Below are 21,315 nucleotides of genomic sequence, written 5' to 3'. Positions count from 1 at the left end.
GCGGCGGGCATGCATGCGATTTTGGCGGCCATGCCGGAGCGCGATCACCGCCCGCGAATCGCCTATTGCGCGTTTCCGCTCGACCGGGCGAGCCACCTGCGCCGCGACGCGGCGGCCCTGGCCGAAGCGGCGGCCGCGTCCTCGACCCGGGTCGTGCCGGTTTGGCGCAACCGCAACCTGATCACCGCGGACGGCGCGCCGGCGATGGTCGCGCTCGCCGGCGAGGCGGCGCGCCGCGCGTTGGCCGCCGGCCGGGAGCGGATTTTTCTCGGCGCCGACGCCCAAGGGGCGTGGTTCGCCACCGACGTGTCGGACATCGCCGAGGCCGATCTCGGCGGGTTCCTGAACGGTGCGTCGGACGGCGCCGCGTTCCGGGATCTGAGGTCCGCGGGCGCGCTGCTGGCGGGCGGCGAGGCCGCGCTGCTCGCCTGCGCGCGCGGCCTGGCGCATTGGCACGGCGCGAGCCGGTTCTGCGGCGCCTGCGGCGCGCCGACCGAATCGCGCGACGGCGGCCATGCCCGGCGCTGCGTCCGTCCCGATTGCGGCCGCGATCATTTCCCGCGCACCGATCCGGCGGTCATCATGCTGCTGACGCGACCGGCGCCGCGCCGCAAGCCGGGCGCGGCGCGCTGCCTGCTCGCCCGCCAGCACCACTGGCCCGAGGGCATGTATTCGGCGCTCGCCGGTTTCGTCGAGCCGGGCGAGGCGCTCGAAGCGGCGGTCGCGCGCGAGGCGATGGAGGAGGCGGGCGTGCGGCTCGCCGCCATATCCTACCGCGCGTCGCAGCCATGGCCGTTTCCCGCGTCCCTCATGCTCGGCTTCCGCGCCGCGGCGGCCGACGACGCCATTCGCCGCGACGGAAAGGAACTGGCCGACGCGCGCTGGTTCACGCGCGCCGAGTTGAAGGCGTTGCCGGAGGGCGACCTCAGGCTGTCGCGGCCCGATTCGATCGCGCGCTTCTTGATAGAAGAATGGCTGGCGGAAGAGGATTGACGCGCGCGTAAAGGACGCCCCCATGATCATCCGCATTTGGCACGGTTGGACGACGCCGGCAAACGCCGACGCCTACGAGAATTTGCTTAAAACGGAGATTTTTCCGGGCATCGCCGCCAAGGGCGTCGCCGGATACCGGGGCATCGACCTTCTACGGCGTCCGGTCGGCGACGAGGTGGAATTCGTCACCGTGATGCGGTTCGACGGGTGGGATGCGGTCAGGCGTTTCGCCGGCGAGGATCACGAAACGGCCTATGTCCCGGCCAAGGCGCGCGCGCTCCTGGCGCGATTCGACGAACGCTCGCGGCATTACGAGCTGCGCGCGAAGCTGAAGCATTGACGTCCCGCCTTACTTTCCGGCGGCGCGCTTTTCCATCTTGAGACGGTAGGCGTGCGCGGGATAGACGCCGAGCACCTTGACCTCGTGGGTGTAGAAGCCGAGCTCCTCGAACGCGAGCTTGACGTTGCGGTCCTCGGGGTGCCCCTCGATGTCGGCGTAGAACTGGGCGGCGACGAAATCGGGGCTGACGTAGCTTTCGAGCTTGGTCATGTTGACGCCGTTGGTGGCGAAGCCGGCCAGCGCCTTCAACAGCGCCGCCGGCACGTTGCGCACGCGGAACACGAAGCTGGTGATGACCGGGCCGGATCCGGGGCGCGGCATGCGCGGCTTCTTCGCCATGACGATGAAGCGGGTGGTGTTGTGTTCGGCGTCCTCGATATTGGCCTTGAGCGACTTGAGGCCGTAGATGCGCGCCGCGAGCTTGGACGCGATCGCTCCTTGCGTCGGATCGCCGAGCTTGGCGATGTGCGCCGCCGCGCCGGCGGTGTCCTCGGTGACGACCGGGTGCAGGCGCAGCCGGCGGATCAACTTGCGGCATTGATTGAGGGCGTGCACGTGGCTGTGGACGCGGACGATGTCGCCGAGGCGCGCGCCCTTGAGACCGAGCAGATGATGGTTCACCCGCTGGAAATGCTCGCCGACGATATAAAGCCCCGAATCGGGCAGCAGGTGATGGATGTCGGCGACGCGCCCGGCGACCGAATTTTCGATCGGGATCATGGCCAGCCGGGCGCGGCCCTTGGCCAGCGCCTCGAACGCGTCCTCGAAGGTTCGGCACGGCAGCGTCCGCATCGCCGGATAGGCTTCGCGGCAGGCGAGGTCGGAATAGGCCCCGGCCGCGCCCTGGAAGGCGATGGTCCCGCGTTCTTTCGCTTTCGTCATCGGCGGTTCGCTGGTTGACGCGCCTTAATAATTTCGCGCGCGCGCGCGAGGTCGGCGGGAGTATCGACACCGAGCGGAACGGTGTCAACGAGCCGCGCGGCGATGCGCATTCCGGCTTCGAGCGCGCGCAACTGCTCCAGCCGTTCGCGTTTTTCGAGCGGGCTTTCGGGCAGGCCGACGAACCGCTCCAACGCCTCCCGCCGGTAGGCGTAGAGGCCGATATGGTGATAAAGCGGCCCCGCGCCCGAGGGGATCGCGGCCCGGCTGAAATAGAGCGCGCGGGCGATGCGCGATCCGGGCGCGAAGCCGACCGCGGCCTTGACCACGTTGGGGTCGTCGCGTTCCTCGGGTTCCGCGATCTCGGCGACCAGGGTGGCGATGTCGACGGCCGCGTCGGCGAGCGGCTCCAGCGCCGCGCGCACCGCTTCCGCCTCGATGGTCGGCAGATCGCCCTGGACGTTGACCACCGCGTCGAAGCGCCTTTCGGGATCGAAGGCCGCGAGCGCCGCGTGGATGCGGTCCGAACCCGACGGCAGCTCGGGCGCGGTCAGCACCGCCTCGCCGCCCGCGCGGCGCACGGCGTCGGCGATTTCTTGTTCGGCGGCCGCGACGATCACCGGGCCGACGGCGGCCTCGCGGGCGCGCCGCCAGACGTGAACGATCATCGGCTCGCCCAGAAGATCGGCGAGCGGCTTTCCCGGAAAACGGGTCGAGGCCATGCGCGCCGGAATCACCGCGACCGGATTGCGGGGTTGGATGCGGGGCGGAACGGACATTTGCGCCACATTATCGCGCCGGGCGGCGGTTGAATACCTGTGTCGGGCCCGCTACATTCGCCCGACGCAAGGGACAGCAGACCATGATGTCATTTCTCGAAAAAGCGGGCGCCGGACTCCTGATCGCCGCGTGGCTGATCTGGGGCGGCCATATGCTGGCCGACGTGCTGGTCGCGCCGCGCACCGCCGGTTCCGAAAAGCTGCCGTTCGCCGAAACCAAGACCGCTGCCGCGCCCGCCGCCACCGCCGCGGCCGCCGCCCCGCCGCAGGATTTCAAGACCCTGCTCGCCGCCGCCACGCCCGACAATGGCGCCAAGGTGTTCCGCAAGTGCGTCGCCTGCCACGCCGCCGAAAAGGGCGCCAAGCACAAGGTCGGCCCGGCGCTGTGGGACGTGGTCGGAAGGAGCGCGGCCAAGGCGGACGGGTTCAACTATTCGCCCGCGCTCGGCAAAGTCGGCAAGGAATGGACCTACGAAAATCTGGACACGTTCCTCAAGAGCCCGAAGGACTACGCCCCCGGCAACAAGATGACCTTCGCCGGGCTGCCGGACGCCGCCGAGCGCGCCGCGGTGATCGCATTCCTGCGCTCGCTCAGCGACTCGCCGAAACCGCTGCCCTGACGTGACCGGAACTCCCGGCGTTCCCGACGCCCTCGTCGCGCTCGCGCTCCGGCTCGCGGACGCCGCGCGCGCGGCGGTCATGCCGTATTTCCGGACCCGCGCGCTGGCGATCGACGACAAGGCGGATTCCTCGCCGGTTACCGTCGCCGATCGCGAGTGCGAGTGGGCGTTGCGCGCGGTCGTCGCCGAGGAACAGCCCGGCCACGGCGTGGTCGGCGAGGAGATGGCCTCGACGCGCGCCGACGCCGAATGGGTCTGGGTGATCGATCCGATCGACGGCACCAAGTCGTTCGTCACGGGGAAGCCCTTGTTCGGCACGCTGATCGCGTTGCTGCGCCAAGGCCGCCCGATCCTCGGAATCATCGATCATCCGGCGATCGACGTGCGTTATCTCGGAATCGCGGGCCGGCCGACGACGCGCAACGGCGAAGTCGTGCGCGTGCGTTCGTGCGATGCACTGAAGGACGCCTGGCTCTACGCCACCACGCCGGAGATGTTCCGCCCGGGCGCGGAAGCCGACGCCTTCGCCCGTCTCAAGAAGAAGGTCAAGCATCCGGTCTTTGGGGCCGAGTGCCTCGCCTACGGCCTGCTCGCGGAAGGGTTCGTCGATCTGGTCTGCGAGGCGACCATGAAGCCGGTGGACTATCTTCCGCTGGTGGCGGTGGTGGAAGGCGCGGGTGGAATCATCACCGATTGGCGCGGCCGGCCGCTCGGCCTCGATTCGGAGGGCCAGGTTCTGGCGGCGGGCGATCGGCGACGGCACGCGGAGGCGATGGCGGCGCTCGCGGGAGCTTGATGGCGGCCCTCCCTTGATCGGCCGCGCCCGAGCCGCCACAATCGCCGAATTCACGGGGAAGGCGCGGGAATTTCTCGCGGATCGAAATCATGCGCGTCGCGTTCGCGGCTTTGGGCGTGCTGGCGGTTCTCGCGGCCGCGCCACCGGCCGTGGCCGAGACGAAAGTTCTCCGCGTCCACGGGATCGCCATGCACGGCGAGCCGAAATACGGTCCCGGTTTCACCCATTTCGATTACGCCAACCCGAACGCGCCCAAGGGCGGCGAGGCGCGGCTTTCCGCCATCGGCAGCTTCGACAATTTCAATCCCTATATCCTGAAGGGCAATCCGGTCGCCGGCATCGGCGCCCTGTTCGAGACGTTGCTGCTCGGGTCCGGCGACGAGGCGTTCAGCGAATACGGCCTGCTCGCCGAAACGATCGAGGTGCCCGAGGACCGCTCCTGGGTCGCCTTCGCGCTCCGGCCGAACGCGCGCTGGCACGACGGCAAGCCGGTGACGGTCGCCGACGTGATCTTTTCGCTCGAAACCCTGAAGACCAAGGGCCATCCCTTCTACCGCTCCTATTTCAAGGACGTGGCCAAGGCGGAGCAAACCGGCGAACGCACGGTGCGCTTTTCCTTCGCCGACGGCGTCAACCGAGAGCTGCCGCTGATCGTCGGCCAGCTTCCGATCCTGCCCAAGCATTGGTGGTCGACGCGCGAATTCGACAAGACGACGCTCGAGCCGCCGCTCGGCAGCGGTCCTTACCGCATCAAGTCGTTCGAAGCGGGGCGCTCCGTCACCTACGAGCGCGTGCGCGATTATTGGGGCCGCGACCTTCCGGTCCGGCGCGGCACCTTCAACGTCGACGAGCTTCGCTACGATTACTACCGCGACGGCACGGTGGCCCTCGAGGCGTTCAAGGCCGGCGAATACGATTTCCGCCAGGAAAACGTCGCCAAGGATTGGGCGACCGCCTACGACGCTCCCGCGGTGCGCGACGGGCTGATCAAGAAAGTGGAAATCCCGCACGAGCGCCCGACCGGCATGCAGGGATTTTCGTTTAACACCCGGCGCGAGATCTTCAGGGATAAGCGCGTGCGCCAGGCGCTGATCCTCGCCTTCGATTTCGAGTGGGCGAACAAGAACCTGTTTTACGACCAGTACGTCCGCACCCGCAGCTACTTCTCCAATTCGGAACTGGCGTCCTCGGGCCTGCCGACGGGCGAGGAACTGAAAATCCTCGAACAGTTCCGGGGACGCATCCCGGAAGACATATTCACCAAGGAATACGCCCCCCCGGTCGGCGGCAGCGACGAGGCGTTGCGCGCCAACCTGCGCGCCGCCCTCGATCTTTTGCGCGCCGCCGGGTGGACGGTCAAGGAACGCAAGCTGGTGCACGGCACCACCGGCAAGCCGTTCCAGTTCGAAATCCTGCTCGCCCAGGCGACCTGGGAGCGGATCGCGCTGCCGTTCGCGCGCAACCTGGAGCGGCTCGGCATCGAGGCGCGCGTGCGCACGGTCGAGCCGGCGCAGTACCGCAAACGACTCGACGATTTCGATTTCGACATGACCGTCGATTCGTTCGGCCAGTCGCTGTCGCCCGGCAACGAGCAGCGCGACTTCTGGGGTTCGGCCGCGGCCGATACGCCCGGCAGCCGCAACACCATCGGCATCAAGGATCCGGTGGTGGACGAGCTGATCGACCTGGTGATCGCCGCGCCCGACCGCGAAAGCCTGATCGCGCGCACCCGCGCGCTCGACCGCGTGCTGCAGGCCGGGCATTACCTGATCCCGCATTGGCACATCCGCACCTTCCGCGTCGCCTATTGGGACCGGTTCGGCCGCCCCGAAACGCCCGCCAAGTACACCCTCTGCGTCGAATGCTGGTGGGTGGACGCCGAAAAGGCCAAGGCGATCGACGCGCGGCGCGGGCGCAAGTAGACGGCAATGCTCGCCTACGTCCTCCGCCGGCTGCTGCTGATCGTCCCGACGTTGTTCGGGATCATGGTCATCAACTTCATTATCGTGCAGGCGGCGCCGGGCGGCCCGGTCGAGCAGATGATCGCCGAGCTGCAGGGCACCGCCGCCGACGTCACCGGCCGCTTCGCCGGCACCGGCGCGGGCGAGGCGGGCGAGCGCGCCGAGCAGCGTCCGGCCCAGACCGCGGGCGGCGACGTCGTTTCCAAATACCGCGGCGCGCGCGGCCTGGAACCCGAGCTGATCGAGCAGATCGAGAAGCTCTACGGCTTCGACAAGCCCGCCCACGAGCGGTTCCTGATCATGATGCGGAACTACCTCGTGTTCGACTTCGGCGACAGCTTCTTCCGCGACCGCAAGGTGGTCGATCTGGTGCTCGACAAGCTGCCGGTTTCCATTTCACTCGGTCTCTGGACCACGCTGCTGGTCTATCTCATCTCGATCCCGCTCGGCATCGCCAAGGCGGTGCGCGACGGGTCGCGCTTCGACGTGTGGACCAGCGCCGTGGTCATCGTCGGCTACGCCATTCCCGGCTTTTTGTTCGCGATCCTGCTGATCGTGCTGTTCGCGGGCGGAAGCTTCTGGAACGTCTTTCCCTTGCGCGGGCTGACTTCGCCCGACTGGGCGAATATGGATTGGCCGGCGCGGATCGCGGACTACTTCTGGCACATCGCGCTCCCGATCGCGGCGCTGGTGGTGGGCGGCTTCGCCGGTTTGACCATGTTGACCAAGAATTCGTTCTTGGAGGAGATCAACAAGCAGTACGTCACCACCGCGCGCGCCAAGGGCGCGACCGAACGCGGCATCCTCTACGGCCACATCTTCCGCAACGCCATGCTGATCGTGATCGCGGGCTTTCCCGGCGCCTTCATCGGCATTCTGTTCACCGGCGCGCTGCTGGTTGAGGTGATCTTCTCCCTCGACGGGCTCGGTCTGCTCGGGTTCGAGGCCGCGCTCAAGCGCGACTACCCGGTCATGTTCGGCTCGCTCTACTTCTTCACGCTGCTCGGGCTCCTGATGAACCTGGTCGGCGATCTCGCCTACCACGCGGTCGATCCGCGCATCGACTTCGAAGCGAGAGAGACATGACCGCCGCCGCATCGCGTCTGTTCGGAATCAAGCTCGCGCCGCCGACCGCGCGGCGGCTCGAAAACTTCCGCGCCAACCGCCGCGGCTTCTGGTCGCTGTGGATTTTTCTCGTCCTGTTCGCCGCCAGCCTGTTCGCCGAATTGATCGCCAACGACAAGCCGCTGCTGGTGCGCTACGAGGGCAAGTTCTTCGTCCCGGTGGTCTTTTCCTACGCCGAAACCGATTTCGGCGGCGATTTCCCGACCGAGGCCTATTACCGCGATCCCTTTCTCAAAAACAAGATCGAGGAGAAGGGATGGATGATCTGGCCGCCGGTCCGCTATTCGTACAACACCATCGACCGCAATTTGTCGGTGCCGGCGCCGGCGCCGCCGTCCCGCGAACACTGGCTCGGCACCGACGACCAGGCGCGCGACGTGGTGGCGCGCCTGATCTACGGCTTTCGCGTGTCGGTCCTGTTCGGATTGGCGCTGACCGGCTTGAGTTCCGTGGTCGGCATCGCCGCCGGGGCGGTGCAGGGTTATTTCGGCGGGCGCACCGACCTTTATTTCCAGCGTTTCATCGAGATCTGGGGCGGCTTGCCGACTCTTTATCTTCTCATCATCCTGGCGAGCGTGGTCGAGCCCAACTTCTGGTGGCTGCTGGGATTGATGCTGCTGTTCAGCTGGATGGCGCTGGTGGGCGTGGTGCGGGCCGAATTCCTGCGCGGGCGCAATTTCGATTACGTGCGCGCGGCCAGGGCGCTCGGCGTTTCCGACGCCACCATCATGTTTCGCCACATTCTGCCCAACGCCATGGTCGCGACCCTGACGTTCCTGCCGTTCCTCCTCAACGGCTCGATCACCACGCTCACCGCGCTCGATTTCCTGGGCTTCGGGCTTCCCCCTGGTTCGGCCTCCTTGGGCGAATTGCTCGGCCAGGGCAAGGCCAACCTGCAGGCGCCGTGGCTCGGGTTGACGTCGTTCTTCGTGCTCGCGGTGATGCTGTCGCTCCTGGTGTTCGTGGGCGAAGGCGTGCGCGACGCCTTCGATCCGCGAAAGATCCGGCGCTGAGGGAACGCGCCATGCCCGATACCGCGCCGCTGCTCGAAATCGAAGACCTGCACGTATCGTTCGGCCGGGGCGCGCGCGAGGTCAAGGCGGTGCGGGGCGCGAGCCTGGTGGTGCGGCGCGGCGAAATCGCGGCGCTGGTCGGCGAATCGGGCTCGGGCAAGTCGGTGACCGCGTTGTCGGTGATGCGGCTTCTGCCCTATCCGCTGGCGTGGCATCCGGCCGGAAGCGTCCGCTTCCGGGGGGAAGACGTCCTGACGGCGCCCGATTCGCGGCTGCGCGCGCTCCGCGGCGACCGCATCTCGATGATCTTCCAGGAGCCGCTGACGTCGCTCAATCCGCTCCATTCGGTCGGCCGCCAGGTGGCGGAAAGCCTGCATCTGCACCGCACGCTTTCGGCCGACGCGGCGCGCGCGCGCGTGGTCGAGCTGTTCGAGCTGGTCGGCCTCAGGGATCAGATCGCGCGCATGGACGCGCTGCCGCACGAATTTTCCGGCGGCCAGCAGCAGCGGGTGATGATCGCCATGGCGCTCGCCAACAATCCCGATCTTCTGATCGCCGACGAGCCGACCACCGCGGTCGACGTCACCATCCAGGCGCAGATCCTGAAGCTGCTGCAGGATTTGCAGGCGCGTCTCGGCATGGCGGTGCTGTTCATCACCCACGACCTCGGCATCGTGCGCCGGATCGCGACCCGGGCCTACGTCATGCGCCAGGGCCGTATCGTCGAGGAAGGCCGCCTGCCGGCGGTGTTCCAAAGCCCGAGCCACGACTACACCAAGCATCTGCTCGCTTCCGAACCCAAGGGCGCGCCCGAACCGGCGCCCGCCGACGCGCCCGAGGTCATGGCCTGTCGCGATCTCAAAGTGTGGTTTCCGATCAAGCGCGGCGTGATCCGCCGGGTGGTCGGCCACGTCAAGGCGGTGGACGGCGTGACGCTGGCGATCCGCGAGGGCCACACCTTAGGCCTGGTCGGCGAATCGGGTTCGGGCAAGAGCACGCTGGGGCGCGCGCTGCTCCGGCTCGAAAAAAGCGCGGGCGACATCGCTTTCCGCGGCCAGGCGATTCAAGGCTTGCGCGCCAAGGCCCTGCGCCCGCTCCGGCGCGAGATGCAGATCGTCTTTCAGGACCCGTTCGGGTCCTTGAGCCCGCGCCTTTCGGTCGGCCAGATCGTCGAGGAAGGCTTGCGCGTCCACGGCCTCGCCGGGGCGGAAGAGGAGCGGCGCACCGTCATTGGCCAGGCGCTCGCCGAGGTCGGCCTCGACCCCGAGACCCAGGACCGCTACCCGCACGAATTCTCGGGCGGGCAGCGCCAGCGCATCGCCATCGCCCGCGCGCTGGTTTTGAAGCCGAAGTTCATGGTGCTCGACGAGCCGACCAGCGCCCTCGACGTGTCGGTGCAGGCGCAGATCGTCGAACTGCTGCGCGAATTGCAAAAGAAGCACCGGCTCGCGTATCTGTTCATCAGTCACGATCTCCGCGTGGTGCGCGCCATGGCCCACCAGATCGCCGTGCTGCGCCAGGGCCGCGTGGTCGAACACGGACCCGCCGAGGCGATCTTCGCCCGGCCGAAGGAGCCCTACACCCGCGCGCTCATCGCCGCCGCGATCGACTTGAAGGCCGACGAGTCGGGGGCGGTGGCGACCTGATCATGGCCCTTCTTTTCATCAGCGCGGTCGAGGACCCGGAAACCGACATGCGGTGGGGGTAGCGTAGCGCGGTCAGGTTCGATAAACTGCGCGTCGTGCAAAAGAAGGCTATCGCCATGAAGAAGAAACCGGAATCCGCGTCGCGCCCGCGGCGGTTGCCGAAGTCACTTGCTGTCGAGATTGGCCGCGAGAATGACGGGCGCTGGATTGCCGAAATTCCGGTTCTGCCCGGCGTGCTCGCCTACGGGGCAACGCGCAAGGACGCGCTCGCCAAGGCCGAGGCGCTCGCCCTGCGCGTGCTGGCGGAGCGGCTGGAAAATGGCGAGCGCGTTCCCGAGCTTGGCTCCCTGTTCGCGGCGGCATGAGCCGCTGGCCAGCCACGCGGGCGCGGCGGGTTTTGGCCGCTCTCGTCCGTATCGGTTGGCGAATTAAACGTCAGTCCGGCTCCCATCGCACGCTCGCGCGAAGCGGCTGGCCCGACTTCGTGTTCGCGTTCCATGACGGCGACGAGATCGGGCCCGTTATGCTCGCGCGCATCGCCCGGCACACCGGACTTTCGCCACGAGACCTCTGATCAATCATGGCCCTTCTTTTCGTCAGTGCGGTCGAGGACCCGGAACCCTATCGCCAGGAATTCATCCGCCTGCTGCCGGGGGAAGACTTCCGCATCTGGCCCGAGGCCGGCGATCGCGCCGAAGTCGAATTCCTCCTGGTCTGGCGGCCGCCGCGCGGCGCGATGAAGGGATTCCCGAACCTCAAGGCGATTCTGAATTTGGGCGCGGGCGTCGATTATGTGCTCGCCGATCCCGATCTGCCGCGCGAGGTTCCGCTGGTGCGCCTGGTCGACACCGGCTTGCGCGACGGCATGGTCGAGTTCGTGCTGCACGCGGTGCTGCATTTTCACCGCCAGTTCCACCGCTACCGCGAATTCCAGCAGCGGAAGAGTTGGACCAAAGTGCCGCAAGTAGAAGCCGCAAACCGGCGGATCGGGATTCTCGGCTTCGGCCATCTGGGACAGGCGGCGGCCCGGCACTTGCTGGCGCTCGGGTTTCCGGTCGCGGGCTGGAGCCGCACCAGGAAGCAGGTTCCCGGCGCGCGTTCATTCGCCGGCGCCGACGAATTGGGCGCGTTCCTCGGCCAAAGCGACATTCTCGTCTGCCTCGCGCCGCTCACCAACGAGACCGAAGGGATCGTCAACGCCCGCACCCTGGCGCAACTGCCGAAGGGGTCGTACTTGATCAACGCCGGGCGCGGCGGGCTCGCCGTCGAGGCCGATGTCCTGGCCGCGCTCTCAACCGGGCAACTCGCCGGGGCGGCGCTCGACGTGTTCCGCCGCGAACCTCTGCCGCCGGAAAGCCCGTTCTGGACGCACCCCAACGTCATCGTCACGCCGCACATCGCGGCGATCACGCTCGTCGGTCCGGCGGCGCGCGAAGCCGCCGACAACATCCGGCGACTCCGCGCCGGGCTCGCGCCCAACGGGCTGGTGGACAAGGCGCAAGGCTACTGAGCGCTCAGACGTAGCCGTAGGCGAAGGCGACGAGGAAAACGCCGAGCGCGATCCGGTAGACCACGAACGGCGCGAAGCTCGCGCGCCGAAGCCAGGCCATCATCAGGACGATGGCGACGAGGGCGGCGACGAAGGCGAGCGCCGTGGCGAGAAAAACATCCGCGGTCAGTTGCGCGTCGCCGAGCTTGTAAAGCTCCCAGCCTTCCAGCACGCCCGCGCCGACGATGGTCGGGATCGAGAGGATCATGGAAAAGCGCGCCGCGTCCGGCCGTTCCATGCCCAAAAGGCGCGCCGCCGTCATGGTGATGCCGGAACGGCTGGTGCCCGGCACCAGCGCCAGCACCTGGGAAAAACCGATGATCAGCGCATCCGAAAACCCGATGTGCTCCATGCGCCGGACCGTCATGCCGATCCGGTCGGCGATCCACAGCGCGAGGCCGAAGCCGAGCGTCGCCCAGCCGACCACGGCGAGATCGCGGATGCCCTCGGGGTAGTAGCGCTTGAGGGCAAGGCCGGCGATCACCACCGGGACGGTCGCGGCAATGACGAAAAGCGCGAGCGTCGCGTCCGCGTTCGGTCGTCCCCGGAGCAGGCGCCCGAAGCCGGCGGTCATGCGCCACACGTCGCGCCAGAGATAGAGAACGACCGCGCCCAAGGTGCCGACGTGCACCGCCACGTCGACGATCAACCCCTGATCGGGCCAATGAAACAGATGGGGCAGCATGATGAGATGCCCCGAGGACGAAATCGGCAGGAACTCGGTGATTCCCTGGACCAGGGCGAGAATCACGATATGGATGGTGGCCACGCGCTCGCCCCCCGGATGAAGCGGGTGCCCTTATAGCACCTCGGTCCAGGCCGCCCAAGGCGGGGACTCTCGCGGGCGATGGGCCCGGGCGATGGGGCCGAGAATCCCGCTGGCGCGGGCCGCCCGGCGCTGCTATGCAAGGACCTTGCCCGCCAACGGCTGACCGTGATTTGGGGACGATGATGGAATCGGATCGCGCCCGCATGCCTGGACTGCCGCCGCCGCAGGGGTTGTACGACCCCGCGCGCGAGCGCGACGCGTGCGGCGTCGGCTTCATCGCCCACATCAAGAACAAGAAAAGCCACGACATCGTCGCGCGCGGCCTGCAGATTCTCGACAATCTCGACCATCGCGGCGCGATCGGCGCCGACCCGCTGGCGGGCGACGGCGCCGGCATTCTGATCCAGATTCCCGACCGGTTTTTGCGCGCGGAATGCGCCCGGCTCGGCATCGACCTGCCGGCCGCCGGCGATTACGCGGTCGGCCAGGTGTTCCTGCCGCGCGACGCCCGCGCCCGCCGCGCCTGCGAACAGGCGTTCGAGCGCACGGCCAAGCGCGAGGGCCAGCGCGTGCTCGGCTGGCGCGACGTGCCGGTCGATCGGGCCTACATCGGCGAAAGCGTCAAGGCGCTGGAGCCGATCACCCGCCAGGTGTTCGTGGCGCGCGGGGCGAAAACGCGCGGCCAGGACGCGTTCGAGCGCAAACTGTTCGTCATCCGCAAGCAGGCGCACCACGCGATCTGGGACAAGAAGCTCAAGAACGCCGAGCCGTTCTACTTCTGCTCGCTGTCGTCGCGCACCATCGTCTACAAGGGCATGATGCTGGCGCCCAACCTGGCGCGCTATTTCCGCGATTTGACGGACAGCCGGATCGAGTCCGCGCTCGCGCTCGTCCATCAGCGCTTTTCGACCAACACGTTTCCGTCGTGGCAGCTGGCGCACCCGTTCCGCTATCTCTGCCACAACGGCGAGATCAACACGCTGCGCGGCAACATCAACTGGATGCAGGCGCGGCGCCATTCGATGCGCTCGGCGGTCCTCGGGCGCGATCTCGCCAAGCTGTGGCCGCTGATCGGCGACGGCGCCTCCGATTCGGCGACCTTCGACAACGCGCTCGAACTGCTGGTCGCGGGCGGCTATTCGCTGCCGCACGCGGTGATGATGATGATCCCGGAAGCGTGGTCGGACAACGACCTGATGGACCCGCGCCGGCGCGCGTTCTACGAGTACCACGCCGCGCTGATGGAGCCGTGGGACGGCCCCGCCGCGATCGCCTTCACCGACGGCCGCCTGCTGGGCGCGACGCTCGATCGCAACGGCCTTCGCCCGTCGCGCTACATCGTCACCGACGACGATCTGGTCATCGGCGGCTCCGAGGTCGGCGTGCTGCCGATCCCCGAAAACAAGATCCTCAAGAAGTGGCGTCTGCAGCCGGGCCGCATGTTCCTGGTCGATCTCGAACAGGGCCGCATCATCGAGGACGAGGAGCTGAAGGAATCGCTGGCGTCGGCCAAGCCCTATCAGAGGTGGCTGGACGAAACCCAGATCCGGCTGGAGGAGCTGCCGGCCGAAGTGTCGCCCATGACGCCGGGGCGGCGCACGCTGTTGGACCACCAGCAGGCGTTCGGCTACACCCAGGAGGACCTGAAATTCTTCCTGCTGCCGATGGCGGCGGCGGGCGAGGATACGGTCGGCTCCATGGGCCGCGACACGCCGATCGCGGTGCTCTCCGAGCGACCGAAGATGCTCTACGACTACTTCAAGCAGAATTTCGCCCAGGTCACCAACCCGCCGATCGATCCGATCCGCGAGGAGATGGTGATGTCCATGGTCTCGCTGATCGGACCGCGCCCCAACCTGCTCGATCTGGAAACCGGCGGCAAGCACAGGCGCCTCGAGGTGGCGCACCCGATCCTGACCAACGGCGATCTCGAAAAGATCCGCCGCATCGAAAACCACGTCGATCGCGCGTTCCGCACCTTCACGCTCGACGTCTGCTATCCGGCCGGGCACGGCGCGCGCGGCATGGCGGCGGCGCTGGAAGCGCTCTGCCGCAAGGCCGAGCGGGTGGTCGGCGACGGCCACAACATTTTGATTCTGTCCGATCGCGGCCTCGAATCGGGCCGTATCGCGATCCCGATGCTGCTCGCCACCGCGGCCATCCACCATCACCTGATCCGCGAAGGCCTGCGCACCGAGGTCGGTCTGGTGATCGAAACCGGCGAGGCGCGCCAGGTGCACGATTTCTGCCTGCTCGCCGGCTACGGCGCGGAGGCGATCAACCCCTATCTCGCCCTCGATACGCTCTCCAACCTCAAGGACCAGTATCCGCCAGGACTGACCGAGGACAAGGCGCACAAGAACTACATCAAGGCCGTGGTCAAGGGCATCATGAAGGTGATGTCCAAGATGGGCATCTCGACGTACCAGTCCTATTGCGGCGCGCAGATTTTCGACGCGGTCGGGCTCAAGAGCGATTTCGTCGACAAGTACTTCACCGGCACCGCGACCCGGATCGAGGGCGCGGGACTGGACGAAATCGCCGAGGAAACCGTGCGGCGCCATCGGCTCGCCTTCTCGGGCGCGCCGATCTACCGCACCATGCTCGACGTCGGCGGCGAGATCGCCTACCGCATCCGCGGCGAGGAGCACGTCTGGAACCCGAAAACGGTCGGGCTGCTCCAGCACGCGGTGCGCAGCGGGGATTTCAAGCTGTTCCGCCAGTTCACCGCCCAGGTCGACGACCAGTCGGCCCGGCTCAAGACGCTGCGCGGCCTGTTCGAGTTGAAGAAGGCGAAGAAGCCGATCCCGCTCGACCAGGTCGAGCCGGAAGAAGCGATCGTCAAGCGCTTCTCGACCGGCGCCATGTCGTTCGGCTCGATTTCGTGGGAAGCGCATACCACGTTGGCGATCGCCATGAACCGCATCGGCGGGCGCTCCAACACCGGCGAGGGCGGCGAGGACGCCGTGCGCTACCGGCCGCTCGCCAACGGCGACTCCCTGCGCTCGGCGATCAAGCAGGTCGCCTCCGGCCGCTTCGGCGTCACCGCCGAATACCTGGTCAACGCGACCGACATCCAGATCAAGATGGCGCAAGGGGCGAAGCCCGGCGAAGGCGGCCAGCTGCCGGGCCGCAAGGTCTATAAGTGGATCGCCCAGGTGCGCCATTCGACGCCCGGCGTCGGCCTGATCTCGCCGCCGCCGCACCACGACATCTATTCGATCGAGGACTTGGCGCAGCTCATCCACGACCTGAAGAACGTCAACCCGGCGGCGCGCATTTCGGTCAAGCTGGTTTCGGAGGTGGGCGTCGGCACGGTGGCGGCGGGCGTTTCCAAGGCGCACGCCGACCACGTCACCATTTCCGGTTTCGAGGGCGGCACCGGCGCCTCGCCGATCACCTCGATCCAGCACGCGGGATCGCCCTGGGAAATCGGTCTCGCCGAAACCCACCAGACCCTGGTGCTCAACCGGCTGCGCGGGCGGATCGCGGTCCAGGTCGACGGCGGCTTCCGCACCGGGCGCGACGTGGTGGTGGGCGCGCTCTTGGGCGCCGACGAATTCGGCTTCGCCACCGGCGCGCTGATCGCCGCCGGTTGCGTGATGATGCGGAAGTGCCATCTCGACACCTGCCCGGTCGGCGTCGCGACCCAGAACCCGGAACTGCGCAAGCGCTTCACCGGCCAGCCCGAGCACGTCATCAATTTCATGGTGTTCGTCGCGCGCGAAGTGCGTCTGTTGATGGCCGAACTCGGCTTCAGGACCTTCGACGAGATGATCGGCCGCACCGATCTTTTGGTCGCCAAGAAGGCGGTTGATCATTGGAAGGCGAAGGGGCTCGACTTCTCGCGCCTGTTCCACCGGCCCAAGGCGGCGAAGGGCGTCGCGGTCTACAACTGCGAGGAGCAGAATCACGGTTTGGAGAAGGCGCTCGACCACGAATTGATCCGCCAAGCGCGCCCCGCGCTCGAATCCAAGACCCCGGTCGAGATCGTCCTCGCCGTGCGCAACGTCAACCGCACCGTCGGCGCGATGATGTCGGGCGAGGTTGCGCGCCGCTACGGCCACGAAGGGCTCCCCGACGACACCATCCGCATCCGCGCCAAGGGCACCGGCGGGCAGAGCTTCGGCGCCTGGCTCGCGCGCGGGGTGACCATCGAGTTGGAGGGCGACGCCAACGACTACGTCGGCAAGGGCCTGTCGGGCGGGCGGATCGCGATCTATCCCGCCAAGGGCGCGCGTTTCCGCCCCGAGGAGAACATCGTCGTCGGCAACACGGTTCTTTACGGCGCGATCGCGGGCGAATGCTATTTCCGCGGCGTCGCCGGCGAACGCTTCGCCGTGCGCAACTCCGGCGCGGTCGCGGTGGTCGAGGGCGTCGGCGACCACGGCTGCGAATACATGACCGGCGGGTGCGCCGTGGTGCTCGGCAAGACCGGGCGCAACTTCGCCGCCGGCATGAGCGGCGGCATCGCCTACGTGCTCGACGAAGCGGGCGATTTCGAGCGCCGCTGCAATACCGAGATGGTGGAATTGGAGCGCATCCGGCCCGCGCCGCTCGCCGCCGAGGATTGGGTGTCGCTGCCGCTCGCCGACGTCATGGGCGACATGCTGGCCGACGACGCGCGCCGCCTGCGCGCCCTGGTCGAACGCCACCGGCGGTTCACGGGCAGCGCGGTCGCCGCCCGCGTTCTCGACCGGTGGGACGAGCTATTGCCCAAGTTCGTCAAGATAGTTCCGACCGATTACCGCCGGGCGCTGGTCGCCATGCGCGCCGAAGCGGAAGCCGGCGCCAAGACCGCGGCGGCGGAATAGGACGCGGAGCAGAACACGTCATGGGCAAGCCGACCGGATTCCTGGAAATCGAGCGGCACGACCGGTCATACGCGCCGGTCGAGGACCGCCTCAGGCATTACCGCGAGTTCGTCCTGCCGCTCGCCGAGGACGACCTCAAGCGCCAGGGCGCGCGCTGCATGGATTGCGGCGTGCCCTATTGCCACGAGGGCTGCCCGGTCAACAACATCATCCCGGATTGGAACGACCTGGTCTATCGCGGCGACTGGCGCCAGGCGATCCAGGTGCTGCATTCGACCAACAACTTTCCCGAATTCACCGGCCGCATCTGCCCGGCGCCATGCGAGGCGTCCTGCACCCTCAACATCGGCGACGATCCGGTCACCATCAAGACGATCGAATGCCAGATCGTCGATCGCGCCTGGGCCGAAGGCTGGATCGAGCCCGACATTCCCCGCCACCGTTCCTTCAAGCGGATCGCGGTTGTCGGCTCCGGCCCGTCCGGCCTGGCGTGCGCCCAGCAACTGGCGCGCGCCGGGCACGACGTCGCGGTGTTCGAGAAAAACGCGCGCGTCGGCGGCCTGCTCCGCTACGGCATTCCCGATTTCAAGCTGGAAAAGCACCTGATCGACCGGCGCATGGCCCAGATGCAGGCCGAAGGGGTGGAATTCCATCCCAACGTGCATGTCGGCGCGACCCTTTCGGTGCGCGAACTGGAAAAGGACTACGACGCGGTGGTGCTGGCGATCGGTTCGGAAGCGCCGCGTGATCTTCCGGTGCCGGGGCGCGACCTCGACGGCGTCCATTTCGCCATGGAATTCCTCGGCCAGCAGAACCGCCGCGTCAGCGGCGAGTTCATCGCCGACAACCGCCCGATTTCGGCTTCCGGCAAGCGGGTGGTGGTGATCGGCGGCGGCGACACCGGTTCGGACTGCATCGGCACCTCGAACCGCCAGGGCGCGAAGTCGATTCTGCAGATCGAAATCATGCCCAAGCCGCCGGCGAAGGAGAACAAGGCACTGACTTGGCCCGACTGGCCGCTCAAATTGCGTACATCCAGCTCGCACGAGGAAGGCAGCGACCGCGACTGGTCGGTGGTGACCAAGCGGGTCGAGGGCAAGAACGGCGTCGTGACCGGCCTCGTCTGTGCGCGGACGGAATGGGTCAAGGACGCCAATGGCCGCACGGTTCCGCGCGAAATTCCGGGGAGCGAATTCACCGTTCCGGCGGATTTGGTTTTGCTGGCGATGGGCTTCGTCCATCCCGTCCACGACGGGCTGGTGAAGGACATGAAGCTGGCGTTGGACGAGCGCGGCAACGTTCGCGCCGATACCGCCGATTATCGCACGTCGCGGAGCAAGGTGTTCGCCTGCGGCGATGCCCGCCGCGGCCAGTCGCTGGTGGTGTGGGCGATCCGCGAAGGCCGCCAGTGCGCGCGAGCGGTCGACGAATTCCTGATGGGCGCGTCGGAACTGCCGCGCTGACCCGGGACCGATGCGGCAAACCTGGAAAGCGTGTGTCGCGTTTGCCGCCGCGAACGGCCTGATCGCCGTCGCGGCCGGCGCTTACGCCGCCCATTGGCTCGACACCGAGGATCCGGTCCTGGCCAACGCCTTCACCACCGGGGTCGATTACCAGATGTGGCACGCGCTCGCGCTGCTCGGCGTCGCGTGGCTCGCCGAGCGCGCCGAGAACGGCAATGGCAATCCTTGGCTGGCGCGCCTGGCCGGGTTGGCCTTCGTTCTCGGCAGCGCGCTTTTTTCGGGCACGCTCTATGTCTTCGGTCTGACCGGCGCGGTGTGGATGAGCGGCGCGGCGCCGGCGGGCGGGGCTTTACTGATGGCGGGATGGATACTGCTGGCCTTGAGCCCGATTGGCGGTCGCGCGCGGTCCCGCCGATAGGCGGGCGAACCGAGGAATCCCCGCGCGCATTAAATGATGCGCCCCTATCGGGGCGCGGCCCGAACCGCTAAAATCCGCCGTTCCCGCTCCCGCCGCCCGGAATCCTTCCCTTGCGCCAAGTCCTTTACATCGTCGGCATTCTCCTGCTCGTGCTGGCGAGCGCGATGCTGCTGCCCGCGCTCGCCGATTGGGTGGTGGAGCGACCCGACTGGCGGGCGTTCGCGTTTTCCGCCGGCGTGACCGCGTTCGCTGGGGGCGCGCTGATGTTCGCGTGCCGGACGCCGTCCTTCAGCCTCGATCGGCGTCAGGGCTTCCTTCTCACCACGTTGAGCTGGGTGCTGCTGTGCGCCTTCGCCGCGTTGCCGCTCACCCTTTCGGAATATCGACTGCCGTGGGCCGACGCCTACTTCGAGGCGATGTCGGGGCTCACCACCACCGGCTCGACCGTCCTGATCCACCTCGATTCGGCGCCCCCGGGGGTTCTGCTGTGGCGGGCGTTGCTTCAATTCATGGGCGGGGTCGGCATCGTGGTGGTGGCGATCACGGTGCTGCCGTTCCTCAGGGTCGGCGGCATGCAACTGTTCCGGACGGAACGATCGGACACCTCGGACAAGATCATGCCCCAGATCAAGCAGGTGGCGACCGGCATTTTCATCGTCTACATGGTTTTGAATTTCGCCTGCGCGTTGGCCTATTGGGCCGCCGGCATGCCCGGATTCGAAGCCGTGCTGCACGCCATGACCACCATCGCGACCGGAGGATTTTCCACGTCCGACGATTCGATCGGGCATTTTCAGATCCCGGCGGTCGAATGGGTCGGCGTGACGTTCATGTTCCTGGGCGGCGTGCCGTTTATCCTCTATTTGCGTACTGCTATCGGCCATCGCGGTGCGCTGTATCGCGACCCGCAGGTGCGGATGTTCGTGTTGCTGATCGTCGTCGCCAGCCTCGCGGTCGCGACTTGGCTCATGGTCATGCGCGCCATGCCCGCGGATGACGCCATCCGTCGTGCCACGTTTACTGTGATCGCGACCATGACCGGAACGGGCTATACGGTAACCGATTACATGCAATGGGGCGCGTTTCCGATCATGGCGTTTTTCCTGCTCATGTTCGTCGGCGGCTGTACCGGCTCGACCGCCGGCGGAATCAAGATTTTCCGCTTCCAGGTGCTGGCGATCGCCATCCGCAGCCACGGCTGGCGGCTGATCGCGCCGCTCAGCGTCCGCCCCGCGTTCTACGGCGAACGCAAACTCGGCAACGAGATCTTCGCCTCGGTGCTGCTGTTCATGGGCGCTTATGTCGGTACCGTGGCGGTCGCGGCGCTGGCGTTGGCCGGATTTGGCCTGGATTTGGTGACCGCGCTCTCGGGCGCGGCGACGGCGGTTAGCAACGTCGGTCCGGGCCTCGGGAATATCATCGGCCCCGCCGGAACCTTCACCACCCTTCCGCCCGGGGCGAAATGGGTGTTGTCATTCGCGATGCTGCTCGGCCGGCTCGAGCTGTTCACGGTTCTGGTGCTGTTCAGCCGGGCTTTCTGGCGAACCTAGAGGCGACGTCAGTGCGATCCCGCGCCGCCGGTCGGCGGCCTGAGGATCAGGCCGCAGTCGGCCATGCCGCACGCCAGCCAGAATGCCTGCTTATAGGCCTGGGCCTGATGGACGGCCGGCAGCAGCCAGCGCAAGATCGCCTGAGCATGTTGCTGGCGGCCGTGTTGAAGCGCCGCGACCAGCGACAACAAACTGCGTTCGTCGGCGCTGACGAGGCGGCAGCACGGCAGATGGAAATAAAGCGTCCGGCGGGCGTGCGCCGCCAGTATTTCGAGCAATCCCTTAAGCCCGTTCAGCGCGAACAGGCACTCGTCGTCGCCGAAGAGAAGGTGAAATTCGGCCTCCACCCTTGACCATTCTTCCGGCGCCTTGAGCCATCGTCGCACCGATCCGACCACCAGGCGTTCCGGCGGATCGAGGGATTCGCCGGTGCCGGGGTTATCGGATAATTCGGCCGTTGCGACGGGGATCACGGTTTTGCCTCTATGAAAGTCGGGGGGCTCGTCGGCGATCCACGTACAAATATATTAAATGCGACTAAGTTTCAATCGCATTATTTATTTATGTAAAACAATATGTTAATAACATCCAGATTTAAAT

19 protein-coding genes are annotated in these 21,315 nt (G+C 67.1%); 15 read left to right on the top strand and 4 right to left on the bottom strand.

Going from position 1 to position 21,315, the window contains the following annotated elements:
• Nucleotides 1–30: 30 nt before the first annotated feature.
• Together nudC and FJ311_00500 are read left to right on the top strand one after the other, a co-directional pair.
• The gene (nudC, locus tag FJ311_00505) at nucleotides 31–993 is read left to right on the top strand and encodes an NAD(+) diphosphatase (protein MBM3949918.1); all 963 of its coding nucleotides are present in this window, start codon (nucleotides 31–33) and stop codon (nucleotides 991–993) included.
• 22 nt (nucleotides 994–1,015) lie between these two features.
• Nucleotides 1,016–1,333 carry an antibiotic biosynthesis monooxygenase gene (locus tag FJ311_00500; GenBank protein ID MBM3949917.1) on the top strand — a complete coding sequence of 106 codons (318 nt, stop codon included), beginning with the start codon at nucleotides 1,016–1,018 and terminating at the stop codon, nucleotides 1,331–1,333.
• 9 nt (nucleotides 1,334–1,342) lie between these two features.
• Here FJ311_00500 and FJ311_00495 read toward each other — a convergent pair whose 3' ends face one another.
• Nucleotides 1,343–2,215: a prephenate dehydratase gene (locus tag FJ311_00495; GenBank protein ID MBM3949916.1), complete on the bottom strand. Its 873-nt coding sequence runs from the start codon at nucleotides 2,213–2,215 to the stop codon at nucleotides 1,343–1,345.
• On the bottom strand, nucleotides 2,212–2,991 hold the full coding sequence (locus tag FJ311_00490) for a 3-deoxy-manno-octulosonate cytidylyltransferase (protein ID MBM3949915.1): 780 nt from the start codon (nucleotides 2,989–2,991) through the stop codon (nucleotides 2,212–2,214). The genes FJ311_00495 and FJ311_00490 overlap by 4 nt, the downstream gene beginning before the upstream one ends.
• A gap of 83 nt (nucleotides 2,992–3,074) precedes the next feature.
• Between FJ311_00490 and FJ311_00485 the strand changes: the two genes are divergently transcribed.
• From FJ311_00485 to FJ311_00445, 9 genes are all read left to right on the top strand, one after another.
• Nucleotides 3,075–3,611, top strand: coding sequence for a cytochrome c family protein (locus tag FJ311_00485; protein ID MBM3949914.1), 537 nt, complete (start codon nucleotides 3,075–3,077; stop codon nucleotides 3,609–3,611).
• Nucleotides 3,612–3,690: 79 nt separating this feature from the next.
• Nucleotides 3,691–4,407 carry a histidinol phosphate phosphatase gene (locus FJ311_00480; protein MBM3949913.1) on the top strand — a complete coding sequence of 239 codons (717 nt, stop codon included), beginning with the start codon at nucleotides 3,691–3,693 and terminating at the stop codon, nucleotides 4,405–4,407.
• Nucleotides 4,408–4,496: 89 nt separating this feature from the next.
• Entirely contained in the window at nucleotides 4,497–6,329 is a 1,833-nt protein-coding gene (locus tag FJ311_00475; GenBank protein ID MBM3949912.1) for an ABC transporter substrate-binding protein, read from the top strand.
• Nucleotides 6,330–6,335: 6 nt separating this feature from the next.
• Nucleotides 6,336–7,454: a microcin C ABC transporter permease YejB gene (locus tag FJ311_00470; GenBank protein MBM3949911.1), complete on the top strand. Its 1,119-nt coding sequence runs from the start codon at nucleotides 6,336–6,338 to the stop codon at nucleotides 7,452–7,454.
• Complete coding sequence (locus FJ311_00465) at nucleotides 7,451–8,506, top strand: ABC transporter permease (protein ID MBM3949910.1); 1,056 nt, start codon at nucleotides 7,451–7,453, stop codon at nucleotides 8,504–8,506. Before FJ311_00470 ends, FJ311_00465 begins: the two co-directional genes overlap by 4 nt.
• A gap of 11 nt (nucleotides 8,507–8,517) precedes the next feature.
• Nucleotides 8,518–10,152 (top strand): ABC transporter ATP-binding protein, encoded by a 1,635-nt coding sequence (locus FJ311_00460; protein MBM3949909.1) that lies wholly within the window; start codon nucleotides 8,518–8,520, stop codon nucleotides 10,150–10,152.
• A 116-nt stretch (nucleotides 10,153–10,268) separates the two neighbouring features.
• Nucleotides 10,269–10,517 (top strand): type II toxin-antitoxin system HicB family antitoxin, encoded by a 249-nt coding sequence (locus FJ311_00455; protein MBM3949908.1) that lies wholly within the window; start codon nucleotides 10,269–10,271, stop codon nucleotides 10,515–10,517.
• Nucleotides 10,514–10,726, top strand: a complete 213-nt coding sequence (locus tag FJ311_00450) for a type II toxin-antitoxin system HicA family toxin (GenBank protein ID MBM3949907.1) — start codon at nucleotides 10,514–10,516, stop codon at nucleotides 10,724–10,726. Before FJ311_00455 ends, FJ311_00450 begins: the two co-directional genes overlap by 4 nt.
• A 6-nt stretch (nucleotides 10,727–10,732) precedes the next feature.
• Nucleotides 10,733–11,662, top strand: a complete 930-nt coding sequence (locus tag FJ311_00445; protein ID MBM3949906.1) for a glyoxylate/hydroxypyruvate reductase A — start codon at nucleotides 10,733–10,735, stop codon at nucleotides 11,660–11,662.
• Nucleotides 11,663–11,666: 4 nt separating this feature from the next.
• On the opposite strand, the gene FJ311_00440 is transcribed toward FJ311_00445, so the two are convergent.
• Nucleotides 11,667–12,470, bottom strand: a complete 804-nt coding sequence (locus FJ311_00440) for an undecaprenyl-diphosphate phosphatase (GenBank protein MBM3949905.1) — start codon at nucleotides 12,468–12,470, stop codon at nucleotides 11,667–11,669.
• A 203-nt stretch (nucleotides 12,471–12,673) separates the two neighbouring features.
• Here FJ311_00440 and gltB point away from each other — a divergent pair, with 203 nt between their 5' ends.
• From gltB to FJ311_00420, 4 genes are all read left to right on the top strand, one after another.
• Entirely contained in the window at nucleotides 12,674–17,284 is a 4,611-nt protein-coding gene (gene gltB / locus FJ311_00435; protein ID MBM3949904.1) for a glutamate synthase large subunit, read from the top strand.
• A 20-nt stretch (nucleotides 17,285–17,304) separates the two neighbouring features.
• Nucleotides 17,305–18,747, top strand: coding sequence for a glutamate synthase subunit beta (locus tag FJ311_00430; protein MBM3949903.1), 1,443 nt, complete (start codon nucleotides 17,305–17,307; stop codon nucleotides 18,745–18,747).
• A gap of 10 nt (nucleotides 18,748–18,757) precedes the next feature.
• Nucleotides 18,758–19,165, top strand: a complete 408-nt coding sequence (locus FJ311_00425; protein MBM3949902.1) for a DUF423 domain-containing protein — start codon at nucleotides 18,758–18,760, stop codon at nucleotides 19,163–19,165.
• Between the two features lie 164 nt (nucleotides 19,166–19,329).
• The gene (locus tag FJ311_00420) at nucleotides 19,330–20,715 is read left to right on the top strand and encodes a TrkH family potassium uptake protein (GenBank protein ID MBM3949901.1); all 1,386 of its coding nucleotides are present in this window, start codon (nucleotides 19,330–19,332) and stop codon (nucleotides 20,713–20,715) included.
• A gap of 8 nt (nucleotides 20,716–20,723) precedes the next feature.
• Here the strand turns inward: FJ311_00420 and FJ311_00415 are convergent, their stop codons facing one another.
• On the bottom strand, nucleotides 20,724–21,188 hold the full coding sequence (locus tag FJ311_00415; protein ID MBM3949900.1) for a hypothetical protein: 465 nt from the start codon (nucleotides 21,186–21,188) through the stop codon (nucleotides 20,724–20,726).
• Between the last annotated feature and the right edge of the window lie 127 nt (nucleotides 21,189–21,315).

It is taken from the genome of Rhodospirillales bacterium (assembly GCA_016872535.1).
GTDB lineage: Bacteria > Pseudomonadota > Alphaproteobacteria > Rhodospirillales > 2-12-FULL-67-15 > 2-12-FULL-67-15.
Note: the sequence above shows the minus strand (reverse complement) of the source record. Positions and strands in the feature narration are given on the sequence as shown.

Bases quoted from the DNA above. Each gene is read 5' to 3' on its own strand.
- FJ311_00450 (MBM3949907.1), top strand. From the start codon at position 10,514: ATGAGCCGCTGGCCAGCCACGCGGGCGCGGCGGGTTTTGGCCGCTCTC.
- gltB (MBM3949904.1), top strand. From the start codon at position 12,674: ATGCCTGGACTGCCGCCGCCGCAGGGGTTGTACGACCCCGCGCGCGAG.
- FJ311_00480 (MBM3949913.1), top strand. From the start codon at position 3,691: ATGCCGTATTTCCGGACCCGCGCGCTGGCGATCGACGACAAGGCGGAT.
- FJ311_00475 (MBM3949912.1), top strand. From the start codon at position 4,497: ATGCGCGTCGCGTTCGCGGCTTTGGGCGTGCTGGCGGTTCTCGCGGCC.
- FJ311_00455 (MBM3949908.1), top strand. From the start codon at position 10,269: ATGAAGAAGAAACCGGAATCCGCGTCGCGCCCGCGGCGGTTGCCGAAG.
- FJ311_00495 (MBM3949916.1), bottom strand. From the start codon at position 2,215: ATGACGAAAGCGAAAGAACGCGGGACCATCGCCTTCCAGGGCGCGGCC.
- FJ311_00445 (MBM3949906.1), top strand. From the start codon at position 10,733: ATGGCCCTTCTTTTCGTCAGTGCGGTCGAGGACCCGGAACCCTATCGC.
- FJ311_00460 (MBM3949909.1), top strand. From the start codon at position 8,518: ATGCCCGATACCGCGCCGCTGCTCGAAATCGAAGACCTGCACGTATCG.
- FJ311_00490 (MBM3949915.1), bottom strand. From the start codon at position 2,991: ATGTCCGTTCCGCCCCGCATCCAACCCCGCAATCCGGTCGCGGTGATT.
- FJ311_00420 (MBM3949901.1), top strand. From the start codon at position 19,330: ATGCTGCTGCCCGCGCTCGCCGATTGGGTGGTGGAGCGACCCGACTGG.
- FJ311_00485 (MBM3949914.1), top strand. From the start codon at position 3,075: ATGATGTCATTTCTCGAAAAAGCGGGCGCCGGACTCCTGATCGCCGCG.
- FJ311_00425 (MBM3949902.1), top strand. From the start codon at position 18,758: ATGCGGCAAACCTGGAAAGCGTGTGTCGCGTTTGCCGCCGCGAACGGC.
- FJ311_00500 (MBM3949917.1), top strand. From the start codon at position 1,016: ATGATCATCCGCATTTGGCACGGTTGGACGACGCCGGCAAACGCCGAC.
- FJ311_00470 (MBM3949911.1), top strand. From the start codon at position 6,336: ATGCTCGCCTACGTCCTCCGCCGGCTGCTGCTGATCGTCCCGACGTTG.
- FJ311_00465 (MBM3949910.1), top strand. From the start codon at position 7,451: ATGACCGCCGCCGCATCGCGTCTGTTCGGAATCAAGCTCGCGCCGCCG.
- FJ311_00430 (MBM3949903.1), top strand. From the start codon at position 17,305: ATGGGCAAGCCGACCGGATTCCTGGAAATCGAGCGGCACGACCGGTCA.
- nudC (MBM3949918.1), top strand. From the start codon at position 31: ATGCCGGAGCGCGATCACCGCCCGCGAATCGCCTATTGCGCGTTTCCG.